This is a genomic window from Roseovarius pacificus (genome assembly GCF_900142665.1).
GTDB classification, from domain to species: Bacteria; Pseudomonadota; Alphaproteobacteria; order Rhodobacterales; family Rhodobacteraceae; genus Roseovarius; species Roseovarius pacificus.
On record NZ_FRBR01000001.1, the window covers coordinates 567,044 to 584,596 of the forward strand.

Genomic DNA, 17,553 nt, shown 5'->3' on the forward strand with positions numbered 1-17,553 from the left:
GCATGGGCCGACGCCCCCTGCCCCTGCGGCTGTATGCGGCCGCGGCCAACCTGCTGGCCCCGGTGGCCTATAACCGGGTCAAGGCCAAGCTGCGTGCGCAGGGCATTCCCCCGGCCCGGTTCGGCGAGCGAATGGGCCGGGCCACGCAACCCCGCCCCGATGGAACGCTGATCTGGTTTCATGCCGCCAGCGTGGGCGAAAGCCTGTCGGTGCTGCGGCTGATCGCCCATATGGCGCAGGCGCATGACGACTGGCATTTCCTGATCACCTCGGGGACGGCGACATCGGGCAAGATTCTGGCCGACCGTTTGCCACCGCGTTGCACCCATCAGTTCGCCCCGCTGGACAGCGGCCCGGCGGTGGGGCGGTTTCTGAATCACTGGCATCCCGATCTGGCGGTGTTCGTCGAAAGCGAGTTCTGGCCGCAGATGCTGAACAAGACCCATGCGACGGGTATTCCCATGGCGCTGCTGAATGCGCGCATATCGGACGGCTCGGCGCGGAACTGGAAACGGTTGAGCACCACGGCGCGGCATTTGCTGAGCGTGTTTTCGATGATCCATTGTCAGGACAAGCGCACCGAGGGGCATTTGCGCGATATCGGGCTGACCCATGCGCAGGTCGGACAGAACCTGAAATCGCTGTCCGGGCCCCTGCCCTTTGACGCTGAAACCCTCGATCAGATGCGGCACAGTATCGGCGCGCGCCCGGTCTGGCTGGCCAGTTCCACCCATCCCGGCGAGGACGAGATCGTGCTGGAGGCGCATCGGCAGTTGCTGGAGACGCATCCCGAGTTGTTGCTGATCCTAGTGCCGCGCCATCCCGAGCGGGCGGGCGACATCGCGGCGCTGATCGGCAAGGCCGGGCTGCGCCATGCGCAGCGCTCTGCCGGGGCGCTGCCGGGCGCGGGCGATCAGGTGTATCTGGCCGACACGTTGGGCGAAACCGGGCTGTGGTATGCGCTGTCGCCCATCACCTGCCTGTGCGGGTCATTCAGCCCTGTGGGTGGGCACAACCCGTATGAGCCCGCCCATGCGGGATCGGCCCTGATCCACGGGCCGCTTTATGCGAATTTCGCGGATACCTATGGCGAGTTGAACACGGCGCGCGCAAGTACCGAGGTCACGGATGCCGGGGCGCTGGCCGGGGCCGTCGCCCAATGGCTCGATGATGCGGCGGCGTTGCAGGGTGCGCGGGATCGCGTTTCGGCCTTTGCCGCCGCGCAGGAGGATGCGCTGGACGCGCTGGCTCTGGACCTTTCCGCGCTGGTCGATCCGGTGTAAGAGCGCGCGAAACCAGTTCAGCCAAGGCCGCCGTCATGCCCAACCCCGCCGACGCCATCGACGTGATCGCCCCGAATTTCAAATCCCGGATGTCGGGCGTGACCTCGACCGTGTTCCGGCTGGTGCCGATTCAGGCGCGCAGCATGGCGGTGGCGACCTGCGGGCCGAACATTCCCGAAGACATCCCGCATATCCCGCCCGGCTGCCTGCCGACGATGAGCCGCCGTCGGCGGGTATGGCATGCGCGGCGCAACAACGAAATGCTGGCGGGGATCGCGCTCAAGCGCCTGTTGCGCAAGGATCTCAAGCTGATGTTCACCTCGGCGGCGCAGCGCGACCACAAGAAGCTGACCAAGTGGATGATCCGGCAGATGGACAAGGTGGTGGCGACCTCGGCGCGCTCGGCCTCGTTCCTGGAGGTCGAGGCGCAGGTGATCCATCACGGCATCGACGTGGAGCGGTTCGCCCCCGTGGCCGACAAGGCGGCGCTGAGGGCCGAACTGGGCCTGCCGCAGGATAAGGTTCTGGTGGGCTGTTTCGGGCGCATCCGCCCGCAGAAGGGCAACGACCTGTTCACCGACATGATGCTGCGCCTGCTGCCCGAGCGGCCCGATGCGGTGGCGGTGATGATGGGCGGGGTGACCGATCAGTTCCGCGACTTTCACAAGGCGCTGGTGGACAAGGTCGCGGCGGCGGGGTTGCAGGATCGGTTCCTGTTCCTGCCCGAAGACCCGCATTGGGACGTGTCGCGCTGGTTCAAGGCGCTGGATCTCTATATCGCGCCGCAACGCTGGGAAGGATTCGGCCTGACCCCGCTGGAGGCGATGGCCTGCGGCAGTCCGGTGGTGGCAACCCGCGCGGGCGCGTTCGAAGAACTGGTGCAGGACGGGCAGACCGGCACGCTGGTCGATATCGAGAACCTGGAGGCGATGACCGCGGCCACCGCGCGGCTGCTGGACGATGCGAACCTGCGCACCGAATGGGCCCGCAACGCCCGCGCCCATGCCGAAACCCATTGCCGGATCGAGCAGGAGGCCGAGGCGCTCTGCGCGATTTACCGGGGGTTGCTGGACGAGGTTTGAGGGGGGAAGCGCTGTTCCGAGCCCGTTGTGTTTTTCCGGGCGCGAAACAGCGGCCAAAGACCGCCTTCAGCCCAATGGCATGCGCTGTTCCACGATTCCGGCCCACCAGCTGCACCCGGCGGGGATCACCGCGTCGTTGAAATTGTAATCGGGGCTGTGGACCATTGCCGTGTCGCCGTTGCCGACAAGGATATAGGCGCCGGGACGTTCTTCGAGCATGAAGGCGAAATCCTCGCCGCCCATGACCAGCGGCGCGTCGGCGCATTGCCCCGAGACCGAGCGCGCCACGTCGGCGGCGAATTCGGTCTGGGCGTCGTGATTGACCATCACCGGGTAGTTACGCTCGTAGTCCAGCACCGCACGGCCACCGAACCCCGCCGGGATGCTGTCGCACAGCGCCTGCATGCGGCTCTGGATCAGGTCGCGCATTTCGGGGCTGAGGCTGCGGGCGGTGCCCAGCAGGTCCACCCGGTCGGGGATCACGTTGAACGCGTCCGAGCCGGTTTTCATCGCCGTGACCGACACGACGGCCTGTTCGGTCGGGTCGGCGTTGCGGCTGACGATGGATTGCAGGGCCAGCACCAGATGGCTGGCGATCACCACCGGGTCGATTGTGTCATGGGGTTTGGCGGCATGGCCGCCCTGTCCGGTCACGGTGATCTCGAACTTGTCGGTTGCGGCAAAGAACGGCCCCGGTCGGATGGCGAAGGTGCCTTCGGGCACGCCGGGCCAGTTGTGCATGCCGTACACTTCCTGAATACCGAAGCGGTCCATCAGCCCGTCGGCGCACATCTCGCGACCGCCGCCGCCGCCCTCTTCGGCGGGCTGGAAGATCACCACGCAGGTGCCGTCGAAATTGCGGGTTTCGGCCAGGTATTGCGCCGCGCCCAGCAACATTGCGGTATGTCCGTCATGGCCGCAGGCATGCATCTTGCCCGGTGTCTGGCTGGCATAGTCGAGCCCGGTGGTTTCATGGATCGGCAGCGCATCCATATCGGCGCGCAGCCCCACCACCTTGCCCGAGCCGGTGTTGCGCCCCCTGATCACGCCGACAACCCCGGTGCGGCCAAGGCCGGTGACGACCTCGTCACAGCCGAAGTCGCGCAGCCTGTCGGCCACCAGCGCCGCCGTGCGATGCGTGTCGAACAGGATTTCGGGATGGGCATGAAGATCGCGCCGCCATTCGGTGATCTGGTCGTGCAACTCGGCAAAGCGGTTCTTGACGGGCATCGAAGTATCCTTTCCTGCGGCGCGTGTGGCGTGACGCTACAGCCGGGCAGGATTGGCGTCAAACGGCAAGCGGCCGGACCCCGAGCGCAGCGCCATTTACAGGCATCTGAGCGGAACTCGGCGCATCAGAGCAGAAAAGAAAGCCGGTCACGGCGAGGGCGGACGGCGTGGATCAATAACCCGCCGCGCCGCCACAGGCGAAACGGATGTTTTGCTCCGCTCCGATGTGAGGTATTTTGTTCCATCCCGCTTAGGTCCGCCCAATTTATACGGTCTTGATCGAAATCCATTTCCGCTCCATCTGGGAAAAAATTCCGATTTCGGGAGAATCGATATGTTTGAAACTCTGGGTTTCGAATCCCTGACCGCATCGCAGGCCGCCGTCTGGTTCGCACTGGGGCTCGGCGTGCTGTTCGGCGCGCTGGCGCAGGTGACCCGTTTCTGCCTGCGTCGCGCCATCGTGGCTGGTGAGCATCGCCGACAGGCCGCCGGTGTCTGGCTGACCGCGCTGGCCGTGGCCGTTCTGGGCACGCAGTTTGCCGTCGCGCAGGGCTGGATCGGCTTTGGCGACCATCGGTTCATGGCGGGCGACCTGCCGGTATTGGCCATCGTGGCCGGTGGCGTGATGTTCGGGATCGGCATGGTTCTGACCCGCGGCTGCATCTCGCGGCTGACCGTGCTGAGCGGCGCGGGCAACCTGCGCGCCGCGCTGGTTCTGGTCATTTTCGCGATCACCGCACATGCCACCCTCAAGGGCGTTCTGGCCCCGGTACGCACCGCGCTCGGATCGCAGACCGTGGCGCTGGACAATGCCGCGCTGCCCGGCAATCCGGCGATCTGGGCCGGGCTGATTGCCATAGCGGCGCTGGCTTATGGGCTGCGCTCGGGCAATCGTGCGGGCATTCTGGCCCTGGCGGCCCTGATCGGGGCGCTGGTGCCTCTGGGCTGGGTCGGCACGGGGTTCATTCTGTATGACGATTTCGATCCCATCGCGATGCAATCGCTGTCCTTCACCTCTTCTGCGGCGGATGCACTGTTCTATTCCGTCGCCTCGACGGCCGTGGGCGCGAATTTCGGTGCCGGGCTGATCGGCGGTGTATTGATCGGGGCGCTTGCGGCGGCGCTTCTGAACGGCGGTTTCGCCTGGCAGAGCTTTGACAGCCCGCGCCAGACCGGGCGCTATATCGCCGGTGCGGTTCTGATGGGGCTCGGCGGCGTTCTGGCGGGGGGCTGCACCGTGGGGGCCGGTCTGGCCGGTGTCCCGACGCTGTCGCTGGCGGCCATTCTTGCGCTGCTTTCGATTGTCGCGGGCGGTGTGCTCGCCGACAGGCTGTTGCGCGGCGCACCCCGGTCCGCGACACAGGTTCAGCCCGCCGAATAACCGGCACGACGCCAAACGTTCAGGCCCCCGTGCAAGTGGTTGCCGGGGGCCTTGCGCTGTCCGGCTGTGCGGGTAGGATGCGCCAGCCACGAAACTGGACGGAACGCGATGCCCGCAACATTCGAATACAAGGTGATCCCTGCCCCGGCAAAGGGGCGCAAAGCGCCCGGCGTCAAAGGGGCCGAGGCCAGATTCGCCCATACGCTGGAAGCGGCGCTGAACGAAATGGCCGCCGAGGGGTGGGAATACCTGCGCTCGGATATCCTGCCATCGGAAGAACGGCAGGGGCTGACCTTGTCGCATACGGTGTATCGCAGCGTGCTGGTGTTTCAGCGCGTCTTGCAGGAGGGCGAGCGGCTGAACACCGAGCCTGCGCAGGCCGAAGAGGCCGTGCCCGACAACGAGGCGGAAACGGACGAACAGGACGGCATTGCGCCCGAAACCGCCAGCGATGCGGCGCAGGGCGATATGGATACGTCCGACGAGACCGACGCCGAGGCCCGGCCCGAGCGCCCCTGACACGGTTCCGTGCGCCGGGCATCCCGGCGGCATGACGCGGATTCGGTTGGGGTCATGGCGGGTTTGCGCTGATCAACGGGATTTTTTGCACCCTGCCCCCTTCAATTCGCGCGCGTTTAGCATAAACTCTGCGCTCCGAGTCGCAAAGGTAGAGCCATGTCCAAGACAGATCCCTTCGGTTTCGACATGTCGGTTTCGTCGGCCAAGAAGAAGAATCCGCGTGGTCGGCGCGGCATGTCCGGCGCATCCGAAACGTCAACGCGCATCTGCGAGAAAGAAGGCTGTCAGGAGCCGGGCAAGTATCGTGCCCCCAAGGCGCCCGACGTGCTGGATGAGTTCCACTGGTTCTGCAAGGAGCATGTGCGCGAGTACAACCAGCAATGGAACTTCTTCCACGGCACGACCGAGGCCGAGATGAACGCGCAGATGTCCAAGGACAAGGTCTGGGAGCGTGAGACCAAGGCCTTTGTCGATCCCGAAACGCGGGCCTGGGCGCGGCTTGGCATCGAAGACCCGCATCAGGTGCTGGGCGAGAACGCCACCAAGAATCCGGGCCGCAAGAAGGCCGGCGGGCGCAAACTGCCGCCGACCGAGCGCCGGGCCGTGGAAATTCTGGAGGTCGAGGACAACTGGACCAAGGCGGATATCCGCAAGAGTTACAAGAAGCTGATCAAGGTGCTGCACCCGGACATGAACGGCGGCGACCGCAGCCAGGAAGAGCAGTTGCAACAGGTCGTCTGGGCCTGGGACCAGATCAAGGCCAGCCGGAACTTCAAGTAAAGCCGGCGACAAGGCCGCTCAACCGGCCTTGCGCGGCGGATGCCGGATCAGGCCGGTTTGAACACCAGGCTGACGCCGTTGATACAGTGGCGTTTGCCCGTCGGTTTGGGACCGTCGTTGAACACATGCCCGAGATGACTGCCGCAGCGGCTGCAATGGCATTCGGTGCGCGGGATCACAAGTTTCCAGTCGCGTTTTGTGGCCACGGCAAAGGCATTGACCGGTTGCCAGAAGCTGGGCCAGCCGGTGCCGCTGTCGAACTTGTGCTTGCTGGAATACAGCGCCAGATCGCAGCCCCGGCAGTGATAGGTTCCCGGATCGTATTGTTTGTCCAATGGCGAACTGAAGGCCGGTTCGGTGCCCTCGCGGCGCATCACCTCGTATTGCCGGTCGGACAGCATCGCCTTCCATTCGGCCTCGGTGCGGGTGATCTCAAAGGTTTCTCCGGCGGCGAGGGCGTATCGTGTCAGGGACAGGCCGGTTCCCGCCCCGATGACGGTGGCGACAAAGCTGCGGCGGTTCATGCGGGGCTCCTTTTTTGCAGGGCTGTGTCTCATGAAAAGTGACGGGTATGGGGCCGTGGCGCAATGCACGGCCCCACACGATCGGGTGAGAATTACTGCATCGCCGGCAGGATCACCCGGTCGACCACGTGGATGACGCCGTTGGACTGATCGACATCGGCAATGGTCACGTTGATGGTGCGGCCGCGCTCGTCTTCGAGCATGATCTTGTCCCCCTCATAGGTGGCCTGTAAGGTGCAGTTGCCGAGGGTGGGCACGGGATGTACGCCGCCATCGTCGTCGATCATCCCCTTGATGGCCATCGACATGGCGTCGGCCCCCACGACGTGGCATTTCAGGATATTGGTCAGTTGCTCCCTGGCCGCGGGGTCCAGCAATGCCTCGACGGTGCCTTCCTTGAGCATGCCGAACGCGTCGTCGGTGGGGGCGAACACGGTGAACGGCCCTTCCGAGTTCAGCACATCGACCAGACCGGCGGCCTTGACGGCGGCGACCAGCGTTTCGTGATCGGCCGAGTTCACCGCGTTTTCGACAATGGTCTTGTCCGCATACATCGCGGCCCCGCCGACCATCGGGTTTTCCGCGGCGGCAAAGCTGGCCGAAAGGCCGAGTGCGGTGGCTGCGGCGGCAAATGTCCTGATCGTAAACATATCGAGTTCCTCCTGTTATGACGTCGCGGCTTCGATCGCCGCGACAAGGGCGTGACGGGCCTGATTGCCCGCCGACACCCGAAGCCACGCAGACGCCTTCAAAGAGTTTCAGGACAAGCGATCACAGGTTCGTGATCTCTCCGACGGCCAGAATATCGCCCGTGGCGGTGCCCGTGGGCGACCCGCCCGGCGGTTCGTCGGAGATCGCCAGCACCGCACCGTCGAGACGCGGACGCAACGCCGTCGGCACAGTCAGATCGGCCTGAGCCTCGGCGGGCAACACACCGAGCGACACCGGCGCGTCCTCTCCTGCGATCAGCCACAATTCCAGCGCGCGCCCCTCACGCGGGGCGCCACGCTGTCGGTCGATGAACAAACGCCCCTGCCCCGCATCATAGGCGGCGGCAACGACGAGGCTGCGGTCCTCGGCAGCGATTTCGGCAACATAGGCGGGGCTGCCCGGCGGCGTCGGGCCACGATCCAGAACCCCTGTACCAAACCCGACCGCCACGACCACGACCGCCGCCGCCATCGCGCCCATTATCCATGACAGCCAAGTCCTGCCTGTGCTGCGGCCCTTGCCGAACAGCCGTGCCTCGATCTGGCCGAACACCCGTGGCGGCGGGGCGACCGGTTCGATCCGGTCGGTCAACCTGGCCAGATCTTCGGCCCAATCGGCATAGACCGCGCGCAATACGGGATCGGTGGCCAGACGCGCCTCGAACGCCGCCGCCTCATCCGGCGGCAGCAATCCCAGGGCGTATTCCCCGGCCAGGGCCTTGTCGGCCTCGCGATCTGGTGTCTCATCGCTCATCGCGACAGGCACTCCCTCAGTTTCAGCAGGCTGCGGCGCAGCCATGTCCGCATCGTATTGAGCGGCACATCGAAGCGGCTGGCAAGCTCTGCATAGGTCTCGCCGTCCAGATATGCACGGCGCACGGCCTCGGCATGACCTTCGTCCAGTTCATCCATACAATCCGAGAGGCGCGCGTTTTCGGATGCGGCAATCGCGCGCTGTTCCGGCCCCGGCCCGCTGTCGGATTCGGAGTCGATGGCCGACATATCCGCCGGGATCGCCACACGCCGCCGCTTGCGGTCCACGGCGGCGTTGCGGGCAATGGTGATCAGCCATGTCATGGGGCTGAGCCCGTTGACCCGATAGCGCCCGGCATGCCGCCAAATGCGCATGTAAACCTCTTGCAGCACCTCTTCGGCTTCGGCCCTGTTGTCCAAGACACGCAGGATAACGCCAAAAAGTTTCGCAGATGTGGCCGAATACAGCGCGGAAAACGACGCACGGTCCCCCAATGCGATCTGCCCCAGCCAGTTTTCAATATCGTCACGCGTAGCCAAGATGGCGCCATTCCTCTTGTTCCATGGCCTGAGTTAGCGCGACTATTTCCGGAGTCCATGGCTCTTGCCCTTCCCCTTGCCCTTTGCTGCAATATGTTGCACCACGTAACGCAACTTGAGACACCCGACTTGAAGGACCGCGCGAATGGCTGACGGCAGCATCGACACGAACGCAAAACCGACCGAAGAGATTTCCGTTCGCGAGGTATTCGGCATCGACACCGACATGATCGTGAAAGGCTTTGCCGAGCGCAGCGATCGCGTGCCCGAACTGGACAGCACCTACAAGTTCGACCCCGACACCACGCTGGCGATCCTTGCGGGCTTCAGCCACAATCGGCGCGTGATGATCCAGGGCTATCACGGCACCGGCAAATCCACCCATATCGAACAGGTCGCCAGCCGCCTGAACTGGCCCTGCGTGCGGGTCAACCTGGACAGCCATATCAGCCGGATCGACCTGATCGGCAAGGACGCGATCAAACTGAAGGACGGTGTGCAGGTCACCGAATTTCACGAAGGCATCCTGCCCTGGGCGCTGCGCAACCCCACCGCCATCGTGTTCGACGAATACGACGCGGGCCGTGCGGACGTGATGTTCGTGATCCAGCGGGTGCTGGAAGTGGACGGCAAGCTGACGCTGCTGGACCAGAACGAGGTGATCACCCCCAACCCCTATTTCCGCCTGTTCGCCACCGCGAACACCGTGGGCCTGGGGGATACGACCGGCCTCTATCACGGCACGCAGCAGATCAACCAGGGCCAGATGGACCGCTGGAGCCTTGTCGCGACACTGAACTATCTCAGCCATGACGCCGAAACCAATATCGTGCTGGCCAAGAACCCGCTTTACAACACCGAAAAGGGCCGCAGGATCATCAGCCAGATGGTGACCGTCGCGGATCTCAGCCGGTCGGCCTTCATGAATGGCGAGCTGAGCACCGTGATGAGCCCGCGAACGGTGATCGCATGGGCGCAGAACGCCACGATCTTCCGCGATGTGGGCTATGCGTTCCGCCTGACCTTCCTCAACAAGTGCGACGAGCTGGAGCGCCAGACCGTGGCCGAGTTCTATCAGCGCTGCTTTGACGAGGAACTGCCCGAAAGCGCCGCGAGCGTGAGTCTGGGGTGAGTGCGCAGGCCGCCCTCGTTCCCGCGCTGCTTTGCGCATGGCCCGCATTCGCGGACGGTGGCGAACTCTACCCGGCGGCGGACTGCGCGGCGCTTTGGTTCGGCTACGGGGATTATGCGGCTGTGTCGTCCTTTCTCGACGGGCAGCAGGCGGCCTATGACAAGGCGAATGCCTTCCGCGCAGCCGCGATCCGCCTGACCGGCGATGCAGAGGCGGTGGAGGCCCATATCGCCAGGTGGCGCCCCGACATGGCGCTGATGATGGAGGCCTATATCGGCCATGCCGACCGCTCCAGCCGCGAGATATTCGAACGCCTGTCAGACACCTGCAAAGATTTTGCCCGCACCCAACCCGAAACACGGCTATTGCAATGACCAAACCGACCGACAACCCCGCCGATCCGTTCAAGAAGGCCCTGGCCGAGGCCACCAAGGTCCTGGCCGACGACCCGGAACTGACGGTCAGCTATTCGGTCGATCCTTCGGGGCTGACCGGCGATTCCATGCGCCTGCCGCAGGTCAGCCGCCGGATGACCCGTGACGAGGTCTTGCAGGCGCGCGGCACTGCCGATGCGCTGGCGCTGCGCCACAAGTATCACGATGCGGCCACCCATACGCGCTATAACCCGACGGGCGAAATGGCGCGCGATCTGTATGAAGCGATGGAAACCGCCCGCTGCGAGGCCATCGGCGCGCGTGACATGCCCGGCACCGCCGGGAATATCGACGCCAAGATCGGCGCCGAGGCCGAGCGCATGGGCTATGGACAGATCACCGAGGCCTCGGATGCGCCGCTGGCCACCGCCGCCGGATATCTGGTGCGCCACATGGCGACGGGGCGCGATCTGCCCCCGGCGGCGCAGAACGTCATGAACCTGTGGCGCGGCTTTATCGAGCAGCAGGCCGGCGGCACGCTGGAGGGGCTCGGGGACACGCTGGCCGATCAGGCGGCCTTTGCCCGGTTCGCCCGCAAGGTGATCGAAGATCTGGGTTATGGGGATCAGCTGGGCGACGATCCCGACGCGCTGGACGAGGATCAGGACGACGAGGCCGAGCAATCCCCCGACGAAGAGGACGAACAGCCCGACAATTCCGGTCAGGACGACAGCGAGGACGACGAATCCGAGGCCAACCCCGAACAGGCCCAGGATCAGCAGATGGACGAGCAGCAGGCGCAGATATCGTCCGACGACATGGCCGAAGACGAGATGAGCGACGAAACCGAGCTGCCCGAAGGGGAAGCCCCGCTCGATCCGCCCCCGCCTGCGCCGGTGTCCGAAGCCGATCCCGACTATACCGTTTTCAGCACCGCGTTCGACGAGGAAATCCGCGCCGAGGATCTGGCCGAGCCCGTCGAACTGGAACGCCTGCGCGCCTATCTGGATCAGCAGCTCGAGCCGCTCAAGGGCGCGGTCAGCCGCCTTGCCAACAAGCTGCAACGCCGCCTGCAGGCGCAGCAGAACCGAAGCTGGGAGTTCGACCGCGAAGAAGGCATTCTGGATGCGGGCCGGCTGGCGCGCGTGGTGGCCAACCCGACCACGCCGCTGTCCTTCAAGGTCGAAAAGGACACCGAATTCCGCGACACCGTCGTGACCCTTCTTCTGGACAATTCCGGCTCGATGCGCGGGCGTCCCATCTCCATCGCGGCGATCTGCGCCGATGTTCTGGCGCGCACGCTGGAGCGCTGCAACGTCAAGGTCGAGGTGCTGGGCTTCACCACCCGCGCGTGGAAAGGCGGGCAGAGCCGCGAGACCTGGCTGAACGAGGGGCGCGCGCAGCTTCCCGGCCGCCTGAACGATCTGCGCCATATCATCTACAAATCCGCCGACGCCCCCATGCGGCGCACCCGCGACAATCTGGGCCTGATGATGAAAGAGGGCCTGCTCAAGGAGAATATCGACGGCGAGGCGCTGGAATGGGCGCATCGGCGGCTGGCCGGGCGCAAGGAGGCGCGCAAGATCCTGATGGTGATCTCGGACGGGGCGCCCGTGGATGACTCCACCCTGTCGGTCAACCCCGCCAATTACCTTGAAAAGCACCTGCGCGACGTGATCGATATGGTCGAGCGGCGCAAGGCGGTGGAATTGCTGGCCATCGGCATCGGCCATGACGTGACCCGATATTACGAGCGCGCGGTCACGATCACGGATGTCGATCAGCTGGCCGGCGCGATGACCGAACAACTGGCGGCGCTGTTCGATCCCGACCCGCGGGCGCGGGCCCGCGTGATGGGCATCAGGAAAGCGGGCTGAACGCTGCAACAAGGCGGCCCGCCGTCTTCATCTTTCCCGAAATACTCCGGGGGAGTCGCCCGACGGGCGACGGGGGCAGCGCCCCCATCTTCCCTCCGGCGCATGCGCGGCGTTGATCTTCGGAGCGCGGTTCACTAGCACTGTCGGACCAGATCGTTTTCAGGAGATCGCGATGTTCCAGTCCTTCGACGACACTGCCAGCCCGGAACAGGGCCCGCCGCGTCTGGCGCAACTGCGCGAGGCGATCTCCGCCGAGGGGCTGGCCGGGTTTCTGGTGCCCCGCGCCGACGCCCATCAGGGCGAATACGTCGCCCCCTGCGACGACCGTCTGGCGTGGTTGACCGGGTTTACCGGATCGGCGGGGTTCTGCGCCGTTCTGTCCGGCATCGCGGGCGTCTTCGTCGATGGGCGCTATCGCGCTCAGGTCAGGACGCAGGTGGATACCGCGCATTTCACGCCCGTGGACTGGCCCGAAACGAAACTGGCCGTCTGGCTGAAAGAGCATCTTCCCGATGGCGGCGCGGTGGGCTTCGATCCGTGGCTTTATACGCCCGCGCAGATCGCGGCGGTCGAAAAGGACCTGGCCGGGTCCGGGATCGAGCTGAAACCCACCGGCAACCTGATCGACCGTATCTGGCCTGACCGGCCAGCCCCCCCGCAAGGCGCGGTGCGGGTCTATCCCGAAACCCTCGCGGGTGAACCGCAATCAGACAAGCGCCGCCGTCTGGCCGCTGCCCTGCGCAATGCCGGCCATGCCGCGGCGGTGATCACCCTGCCGGATTCGATCGCGTGGCTGTTGAATATCCGCGGCAGCGACATCCCCCGCAACCCGGTGCCGCATGGTTTTGCCGTGCTGCATGACGATGCGCATCTGACACTGTATATCGACGCCGCCAAGCTGGACGACAGGGTGCGCGATCATCTGGGCGGCGAGATCACGATCCGCCCCACCAGTGCGTTCGGCCCCGGGTTGCGCAGCCTGACGGGCAGCGTGCGTCTGGATCGGGCGAGCGTGCCGCTCTGGGTGGTGCAGCATCTGGACGAGGCCGATGTCGCGCATGTCTGGGGCGATGATCCCTGTGTCCTGCCGAAAGCCACGAAAACCAGCGCCGAGATCGCCGCCACGCAAGAGGCGCATCTGCGCGACGGCGCGGCGCTGTGCGAGTTCCTGGCCTGGTTCGACGCTCAGGCCCCTGGCACCATCAGCGAAATCGACGTGGTCACAAGGCTGGAAGAGGCGCGCCGCGCCACCGGCAAGCTGCTGGACATCAGCTTTGACACCATCGCCGGGTCGGGCCCGCATGGCGCGCTGGCGCATTACCGGGTGACGCAGAAAACCAACCGTGTGCTGCAAAACGGCGATCTTCTGGTGCTGGACGGCGGTGGGCAATACCTTGACGGCACCACCGACATCACCCGCACCCTGCCCGTGGGCGATATGGGCGAGGACGAGCGCACCGCCTTTACCCGCGTGTTACAGGGCATGATCGCGATGAGCCGCACGCGCTGGCCGCGCGGGCTGGCGGGGCGCGATCTGGACGCCATCGCGCGCTATCCGCTGTGGCTGGCCGATCAGGATTATGCGCATGGCACGGGCCACGGCGTGGGGGTGCATCTGTGCGTTCACGAGGGCCCGCAGCGCCTGTCGAAGATCAGCGACGTTCCGTTCGAACCGGGCATGATCGTGTCGAACGAACCGGGATATTACCGCGAAGGCGCGTTCGGCATCCGTATCGAGAACCTGTTGGTCGTGCGCGAGGCCGAAACGCTGCCCGGCGGGGATGCAACCGGCAAGCTGTGCTTCGAAACGCTGAGTTTCGTGCCGATCGACCGGCGACTGATCGTGACCGATATGCTGAGCGATCCCGAGCGCGACTGGCTCGATGCCTATCACGCCGCGTGCCGCGACAAAATCGGGCCTCGGATATCCGGGGCGGCTCGTCTATGGTTGGACCAAGCAACCACGCCTTTGCAACACTGACGTTACAAAAGCCGGGCAAGCACACAGCAGAAACGACGAGACGCGAAAGGGACGGAGATGACCGATATCAAGATACGCAAGGCCGAGGGAACGTGGGTGGTCCGTGCAGGCGGCGCGGTTCTGGCTGAAAGCAAGGACGCGCTGGAACTGTCGGAAAACGGCCACCCGGATGTCATCTATTTTCCCCGCGGCGATATCGCCATGGCGTTTCTGGATGAAAGCGATCAGCGCACCACCTGCCCGCACAAGGGCGAGGCGCGCTATTATTCCATCGTGACCAAGAGCCAGACCCTGGAGAATGCGGCGTGGAGCTATGACGCCCCCAAGGACGACGTGGCCCGCATCAAGGACCATCTGGCCTTTTATCCCAGTGAAAAGGTCGCGGTCGAGCGCGTATAAGAGCCCTATCGGCATATAGGACAGGACGTGAACGGGCACTCGTTTCAGGCGGGGGTACGGGGCGTGTCCTGTGCGCCAGTCAGGGTCGCTCGGCACAGACCTGAGACGCCGGTCGGCATATGCCGCCGACCGGCTTATGACAGTCGTCGGCCCGTCCGGAAATCCCGCTGATCTCATAGGAACATCTTCGCCCGGACGGGCCGGAAACGGCCAATTTCTGCTCCCGGCGCGCAACGAGGAAAAAGGGTCAAAGTTCCACCACATTTCGCCTCTAAACCGAGATTCTGCGTAGCCAGTGATCTGTGTTTTCTCCTGAACTCAACACCAGAGGCCAACGCGAAATGAAGATCCTTGCGGTCGACGATGACGAAAGCATTTTGGAAATTCTTCGGCACGTTCTGGGAGGCACTGGGTATCACGAGGTCGAAACGGCGCGATCCGCCAAACATGCGCTGGAAACCATCAGCGATGAACAAAGGTTCTTCGACTGTTTCCTGATCGACATTCAAATGCCGTCCATGGATGGGGTCGACCTGACGGGGTTGATCCGTCAGACACCGGGCTACCGGCACAAGCCGGTCCTGATGCTGACGGCGATGGAAGACAAGCATTATCTCGACCGGGCCTTTGCCGCCGGCGCCACCGATTACATCACCAAACCGTTCGACTTTCTCGAGCTTCGCGCCCGTCTTCACGAAGCGCAAAGGCTGACCCATGACAAGCTACATCACGATTTCTGGCCCAACATGGACGAGACTATGGCACAGCCCGGCACTCAGCCCGGCTCCGGGCAGGTCGGGGACAGAACAGGCGAATCCGGGGCGTTGATCGACTACGCGGAATTCGAAAACTACCTGATCGCGCTTGGCCGTCGCAAAGCGTGCAAGGCGATTCTCATCGCGTTCAAGATCAGGCATTCGAGGCGCGACTTTCCGAAGCATTCGCCAGAAAGCCTCGCGATCATGGTGCCGGACGTGGCCATATCGGTTCAACAGGCGCTGTCGGGTCATCTGAGCAGCCTGTCCTATCGCGGTGATGGAACATTCGTTTGCGTCCTCGAGAAACCGCTGAACGCGTTCCGGGACGAAATCGAAGACATGATAAACACCCGGATCGCCTCGCTTCCCCGGCAAGACAGGAAATCCTCCGTTCGGGTGGTCGCCGGGGATCAGGTTTCGTTGAAGACGATCTCGCCGCAGAACCTTTTCAAACTGCTGTGGCACGCCGTCGACAGCGTTGAGCAAAGGCACCTTTCGGCGAACGAGTTCGTTTCGATTTCGAAACGCTTCCTGAGCCGCGCCCTGCTGTCCGATGAACAGCGGCGTCTCGATCAGAAAGCCTACAGGTCAGTCCTGAAAGAGACCCTCCCGGAAGTGAACGACACCCAGTGGCACCAACGGCTTGCCGCCAGGAAAACCCGGACAGGCTGACGCACGCGCCCGCGGCCTGAGGGCTCCCGCAGATGCGCCTGCGACCATTTTGAGGCAAGTTTAACCGGCTTGCCAACTCATCGACCGATCTTGGCCACGATCTGATCACAATTCCGGTGCAGCGTATCAACGTTATGAGTGCAAACGTACCCTTCCCAATGGTTTTCAAGCTATCCAATGGAAAGTTACATTGCCAAACACGGCCACCATTCAAAGCCTGCCTGAGGATCAGCTCCTCTCTCCCGGCGCGACGCTTCTTTACGGTCAGTACACGATCGAACGGCATCTCATAGACGGGGGGTTCGGCATGACCTACCTCGCCCGTGACAGCCTTGATCGTCGTGTCGTGATCAAGGAATGCTTCCCCAGTTCGATCTGCCAGCGCGTCGACGGAGAAGTCCGACCGACCGAGACGGACAATCAGGAGCAGTTCCAGTGCGTCATTCGCAATTTCCTGCGCGAAGCCCTGCGTCTGGCCAAGCTTGAACATCCCAATGTCGTCGGAGTGCATCAGGTCTTTCAGGAAAACAACACCGCCTATATCGCCATGGAGTACATTCAGGGCGTTGACCTGATCACCGTGCTCGAACGCGAACCCGAGCGGCTGACAAACCGCCTTATCACCAAGTTGCTGCACGATACCCTGAACGCGCTGGATTACGTTCACGCCCAGGGAATGCTGCACCGCGATATCTCGCCCGACAACCTGCTGCTGGATATCAATGACAAGGTCACCATGATCGATTTCGGGGCCGCGCGTGAGGAGGCCCGCAAATCGTCGCGTGCCCTGTCGACCCTGCTCGCCGTCAAAGAGGGCTATTCCCCGCAGGAATTCTATGTTCAGGACAGTGTCCAGGACATGTCGAGCGATCTCTATTCCGTCGCGGCGACGTTCTATCACCTGGTCACGGGCGAAGCGCCACCGGAAAGCCAGAAACGGCTTGCTGCGCTGACCTCGGACGAAGCGGACCCCTACGTTCCGCTGGCCGGTGGAAAATGGCCTTTCGACAGGCCGTTTCTGGACGCCATCGACCGCGCCCTTTCGCTGTCACGGGGGGAACGCATTCGCTCGGTCGAAGAATGGCTGACCCTGCTCGATGCGAAACCGGATGCGGTTGCAAACATTCCCGAGCTCGAGCCGGAGGCGGAACTACCGGATTCAAGACTCGAAGCCGTGATTTCCTCGCTTGTGGCGGACACGAACAGGTATCTTACCGCCGCCGTGCCCGACACGGCCATACAGACCACAGACACGACCGACGACTCCGCCGAACAAGAGGACGACCCTCCGCAGCTTGTCGATATCTTCGGCAACCCGATCCAGGATCTCGAGGCCTGGCTGAAAGATCAGGACCGGCAATCGGAAAAACACAGCCGCCGCAAAAGACCGGAGGTGGCTGAAATCCGGCACGAGATCGAAACTAAAGAACCGGAAACGCCGATGATGGCAGCGGCGGACGAAACGGTCGAGGAGCAGGCTCCGCGTTCCGGGCTGTCGCGTATGTTGAATTCTCTTGTGAAACGGCGGGGCCGCTCAGCCGCCACGGGTCAGAACTGA

Annotated in this window: 17 protein-coding genes; 12 read left to right on the forward strand and 5 right to left on the reverse strand. The window is 63.9% G+C overall.

Annotation, left to right across the window (positions count from 1 at the left end; translation table 11 throughout):
* Window positions 1-2 precede the first annotated feature (2 nt).
* A complete protein-coding gene (locus tag BUB53_RS02735; protein WP_073032421.1) occupies window positions 3-1,283 on the forward strand; it encodes a 3-deoxy-D-manno-octulosonic acid transferase in 1,281 nt (426 codons plus the stop codon).
* A gap of 35 nt (window positions 1,284-1,318) precedes the next feature.
* Entirely contained in the window at window positions 1,319-2,365 is a 1,047-nt protein-coding gene (locus BUB53_RS02740) for a glycosyltransferase family 4 protein (RefSeq protein WP_073032423.1), read from the forward strand.
* Window positions 2,366-2,431: 66 nt separating this feature from the next.
* On the opposite strand, the gene BUB53_RS02745 is transcribed toward BUB53_RS02740, so the two are convergent.
* Window positions 2,432-3,595: a M20 aminoacylase family protein gene (locus BUB53_RS02745; protein WP_073032426.1), complete on the reverse strand. Its 1,164-nt coding sequence runs from the start codon at window positions 3,593-3,595 to the stop codon at window positions 2,432-2,434.
* 334 nt (window positions 3,596-3,929) lie between these two features.
* Between BUB53_RS02745 and BUB53_RS02750 the strand changes: the two genes are divergently transcribed.
* From BUB53_RS02750 to BUB53_RS02760, 3 genes are all read left to right on the forward strand, one after another.
* Window positions 3,930-4,976, forward strand: a complete 1,047-nt coding sequence (locus BUB53_RS02750) for a YeeE/YedE family protein (RefSeq protein WP_073032428.1) — start codon at window positions 3,930-3,932, stop codon at window positions 4,974-4,976.
* 108 nt (window positions 4,977-5,084) lie between these two features.
* Window positions 5,085-5,495, forward strand: coding sequence for a DUF4177 domain-containing protein (locus BUB53_RS23110; RefSeq protein WP_073032430.1), 411 nt, complete (start codon window positions 5,085-5,087; stop codon window positions 5,493-5,495).
* A gap of 156 nt (window positions 5,496-5,651) precedes the next feature.
* Window positions 5,652-6,275: a DnaJ domain-containing protein gene (locus BUB53_RS02760; protein WP_073032432.1), complete on the forward strand. Its 624-nt coding sequence runs from the start codon at window positions 5,652-5,654 to the stop codon at window positions 6,273-6,275.
* A gap of 47 nt (window positions 6,276-6,322) precedes the next feature.
* On the opposite strand, the gene msrB is transcribed toward BUB53_RS02760, so the two are convergent.
* The 4 genes from msrB to BUB53_RS02780 form a co-directional block, all read right to left on the reverse strand.
* Window positions 6,323-6,799, reverse strand: a complete 477-nt coding sequence (gene msrB, locus BUB53_RS02765; RefSeq protein WP_073032434.1) for a peptide-methionine (R)-S-oxide reductase MsrB — start codon at window positions 6,797-6,799, stop codon at window positions 6,323-6,325.
* A gap of 92 nt (window positions 6,800-6,891) precedes the next feature.
* Window positions 6,892-7,449, reverse strand: coding sequence for a fasciclin domain-containing protein (locus tag BUB53_RS02770; protein WP_073032436.1), 558 nt, complete (start codon window positions 7,447-7,449; stop codon window positions 6,892-6,894).
* Between the two features lie 121 nt (window positions 7,450-7,570).
* Window positions 7,571-8,263 carry an anti-sigma factor gene (locus tag BUB53_RS02775; RefSeq protein ID WP_073032438.1) on the reverse strand — a complete coding sequence of 231 codons (693 nt, stop codon included), beginning with the start codon at window positions 8,261-8,263 and terminating at the stop codon, window positions 7,571-7,573.
* A complete protein-coding gene (locus tag BUB53_RS02780; protein WP_073032441.1) occupies window positions 8,260-8,802 on the reverse strand; it encodes a sigma-70 family RNA polymerase sigma factor in 543 nt (180 codons plus the stop codon). The genes BUB53_RS02775 and BUB53_RS02780 overlap by 4 nt, the downstream gene beginning before the upstream one ends.
* A 145-nt stretch (window positions 8,803-8,947) precedes the next feature.
* On the opposite strand from BUB53_RS02780, the gene cobS reads away from it, so the two are divergent.
* The 7 genes from cobS to BUB53_RS02815 all read left to right on the forward strand — a co-directional run bounded on the left by cobS (window position 8,948) and on the right by BUB53_RS02815 (window position 17,553).
* Complete coding sequence (gene cobS, locus BUB53_RS02785) at window positions 8,948-9,934, forward strand: cobaltochelatase subunit CobS (protein WP_073032443.1); 987 nt, start codon at window positions 8,948-8,950, stop codon at window positions 9,932-9,934.
* Window positions 9,931-10,308, forward strand: coding sequence for a hypothetical protein (locus tag BUB53_RS02790; protein WP_073032445.1), 378 nt, complete (start codon window positions 9,931-9,933; stop codon window positions 10,306-10,308). The genes cobS and BUB53_RS02790 overlap by 4 nt, the downstream gene beginning before the upstream one ends.
* Window positions 10,305-12,185 carry a cobaltochelatase subunit CobT gene (gene cobT / locus BUB53_RS02795; protein ID WP_073032448.1) on the forward strand — a complete coding sequence of 627 codons (1,881 nt, stop codon included), beginning with the start codon at window positions 10,305-10,307 and terminating at the stop codon, window positions 12,183-12,185. Before BUB53_RS02790 ends, cobT begins: the two co-directional genes overlap by 4 nt.
* 172 nt (window positions 12,186-12,357) lie before the next feature.
* Complete coding sequence (locus BUB53_RS02800; RefSeq protein WP_073032450.1) at window positions 12,358-14,166, forward strand: aminopeptidase P family protein; 1,809 nt, start codon at window positions 12,358-12,360, stop codon at window positions 14,164-14,166.
* 57 nt (window positions 14,167-14,223) lie between these two features.
* Window positions 14,224-14,565, forward strand: a complete 342-nt coding sequence (locus BUB53_RS02805; protein ID WP_073032453.1) for a DUF427 domain-containing protein — start codon at window positions 14,224-14,226, stop codon at window positions 14,563-14,565.
* Window positions 14,566-14,906: 341 nt separating this feature from the next.
* Window positions 14,907-15,995, forward strand: a complete 1,089-nt coding sequence (locus BUB53_RS02810) for a response regulator (RefSeq protein ID WP_073032455.1) — start codon at window positions 14,907-14,909, stop codon at window positions 15,993-15,995.
* Between the two features lie 190 nt (window positions 15,996-16,185).
* Entirely contained in the window at window positions 16,186-17,553 is a 1,368-nt protein-coding gene (locus BUB53_RS02815) for a serine/threonine protein kinase (protein ID WP_073032458.1), read from the forward strand.

Bases quoted from the DNA above. Each gene is read 5' to 3' on its own strand.
- BUB53_RS02760 (WP_073032432.1), top strand. From the start codon at position 5,652: ATGTCCAAGACAGATCCCTTCGGTTTCGACATGTCGGTTTCGTCGGCC.
- BUB53_RS02805 (WP_073032453.1), top strand. From the start codon at position 14,224: ATGACCGATATCAAGATACGCAAGGCCGAGGGAACGTGGGTGGTCCGT.
- BUB53_RS02745 (WP_073032426.1), bottom strand. From the start codon at position 3,595: ATGCCCGTCAAGAACCGCTTTGCCGAGTTGCACGACCAGATCACCGAA.
- msrB (WP_073032434.1), bottom strand. From the start codon at position 6,799: ATGAACCGCCGCAGCTTTGTCGCCACCGTCATCGGGGCGGGAACCGGC.
- cobT (WP_073032448.1), top strand. From the start codon at position 10,305: ATGACCAAACCGACCGACAACCCCGCCGATCCGTTCAAGAAGGCCCTG.
- BUB53_RS23110 (WP_073032430.1), top strand. From the start codon at position 5,085: ATGCCCGCAACATTCGAATACAAGGTGATCCCTGCCCCGGCAAAGGGG.
- BUB53_RS02750 (WP_073032428.1), top strand. From the start codon at position 3,930: ATGTTTGAAACTCTGGGTTTCGAATCCCTGACCGCATCGCAGGCCGCC.
- cobS (WP_073032443.1), top strand. From the start codon at position 8,948: ATGGCTGACGGCAGCATCGACACGAACGCAAAACCGACCGAAGAGATT.
- BUB53_RS02800 (WP_073032450.1), top strand. From the start codon at position 12,358: ATGTTCCAGTCCTTCGACGACACTGCCAGCCCGGAACAGGGCCCGCCG.
- BUB53_RS02735 (WP_073032421.1), top strand. From the start codon at position 3: ATGGGCCGACGCCCCCTGCCCCTGCGGCTGTATGCGGCCGCGGCCAAC.
- BUB53_RS02775 (WP_073032438.1), bottom strand. From the start codon at position 8,263: ATGAGCGATGAGACACCAGATCGCGAGGCCGACAAGGCCCTGGCCGGG.
- BUB53_RS02740 (WP_073032423.1), top strand. From the start codon at position 1,319: ATGCCCAACCCCGCCGACGCCATCGACGTGATCGCCCCGAATTTCAAA.
- BUB53_RS02810 (WP_073032455.1), top strand. From the start codon at position 14,907: ATGAAGATCCTTGCGGTCGACGATGACGAAAGCATTTTGGAAATTCTT.
- BUB53_RS02770 (WP_073032436.1), bottom strand. From the start codon at position 7,449: ATGTTTACGATCAGGACATTTGCCGCCGCAGCCACCGCACTCGGCCTT.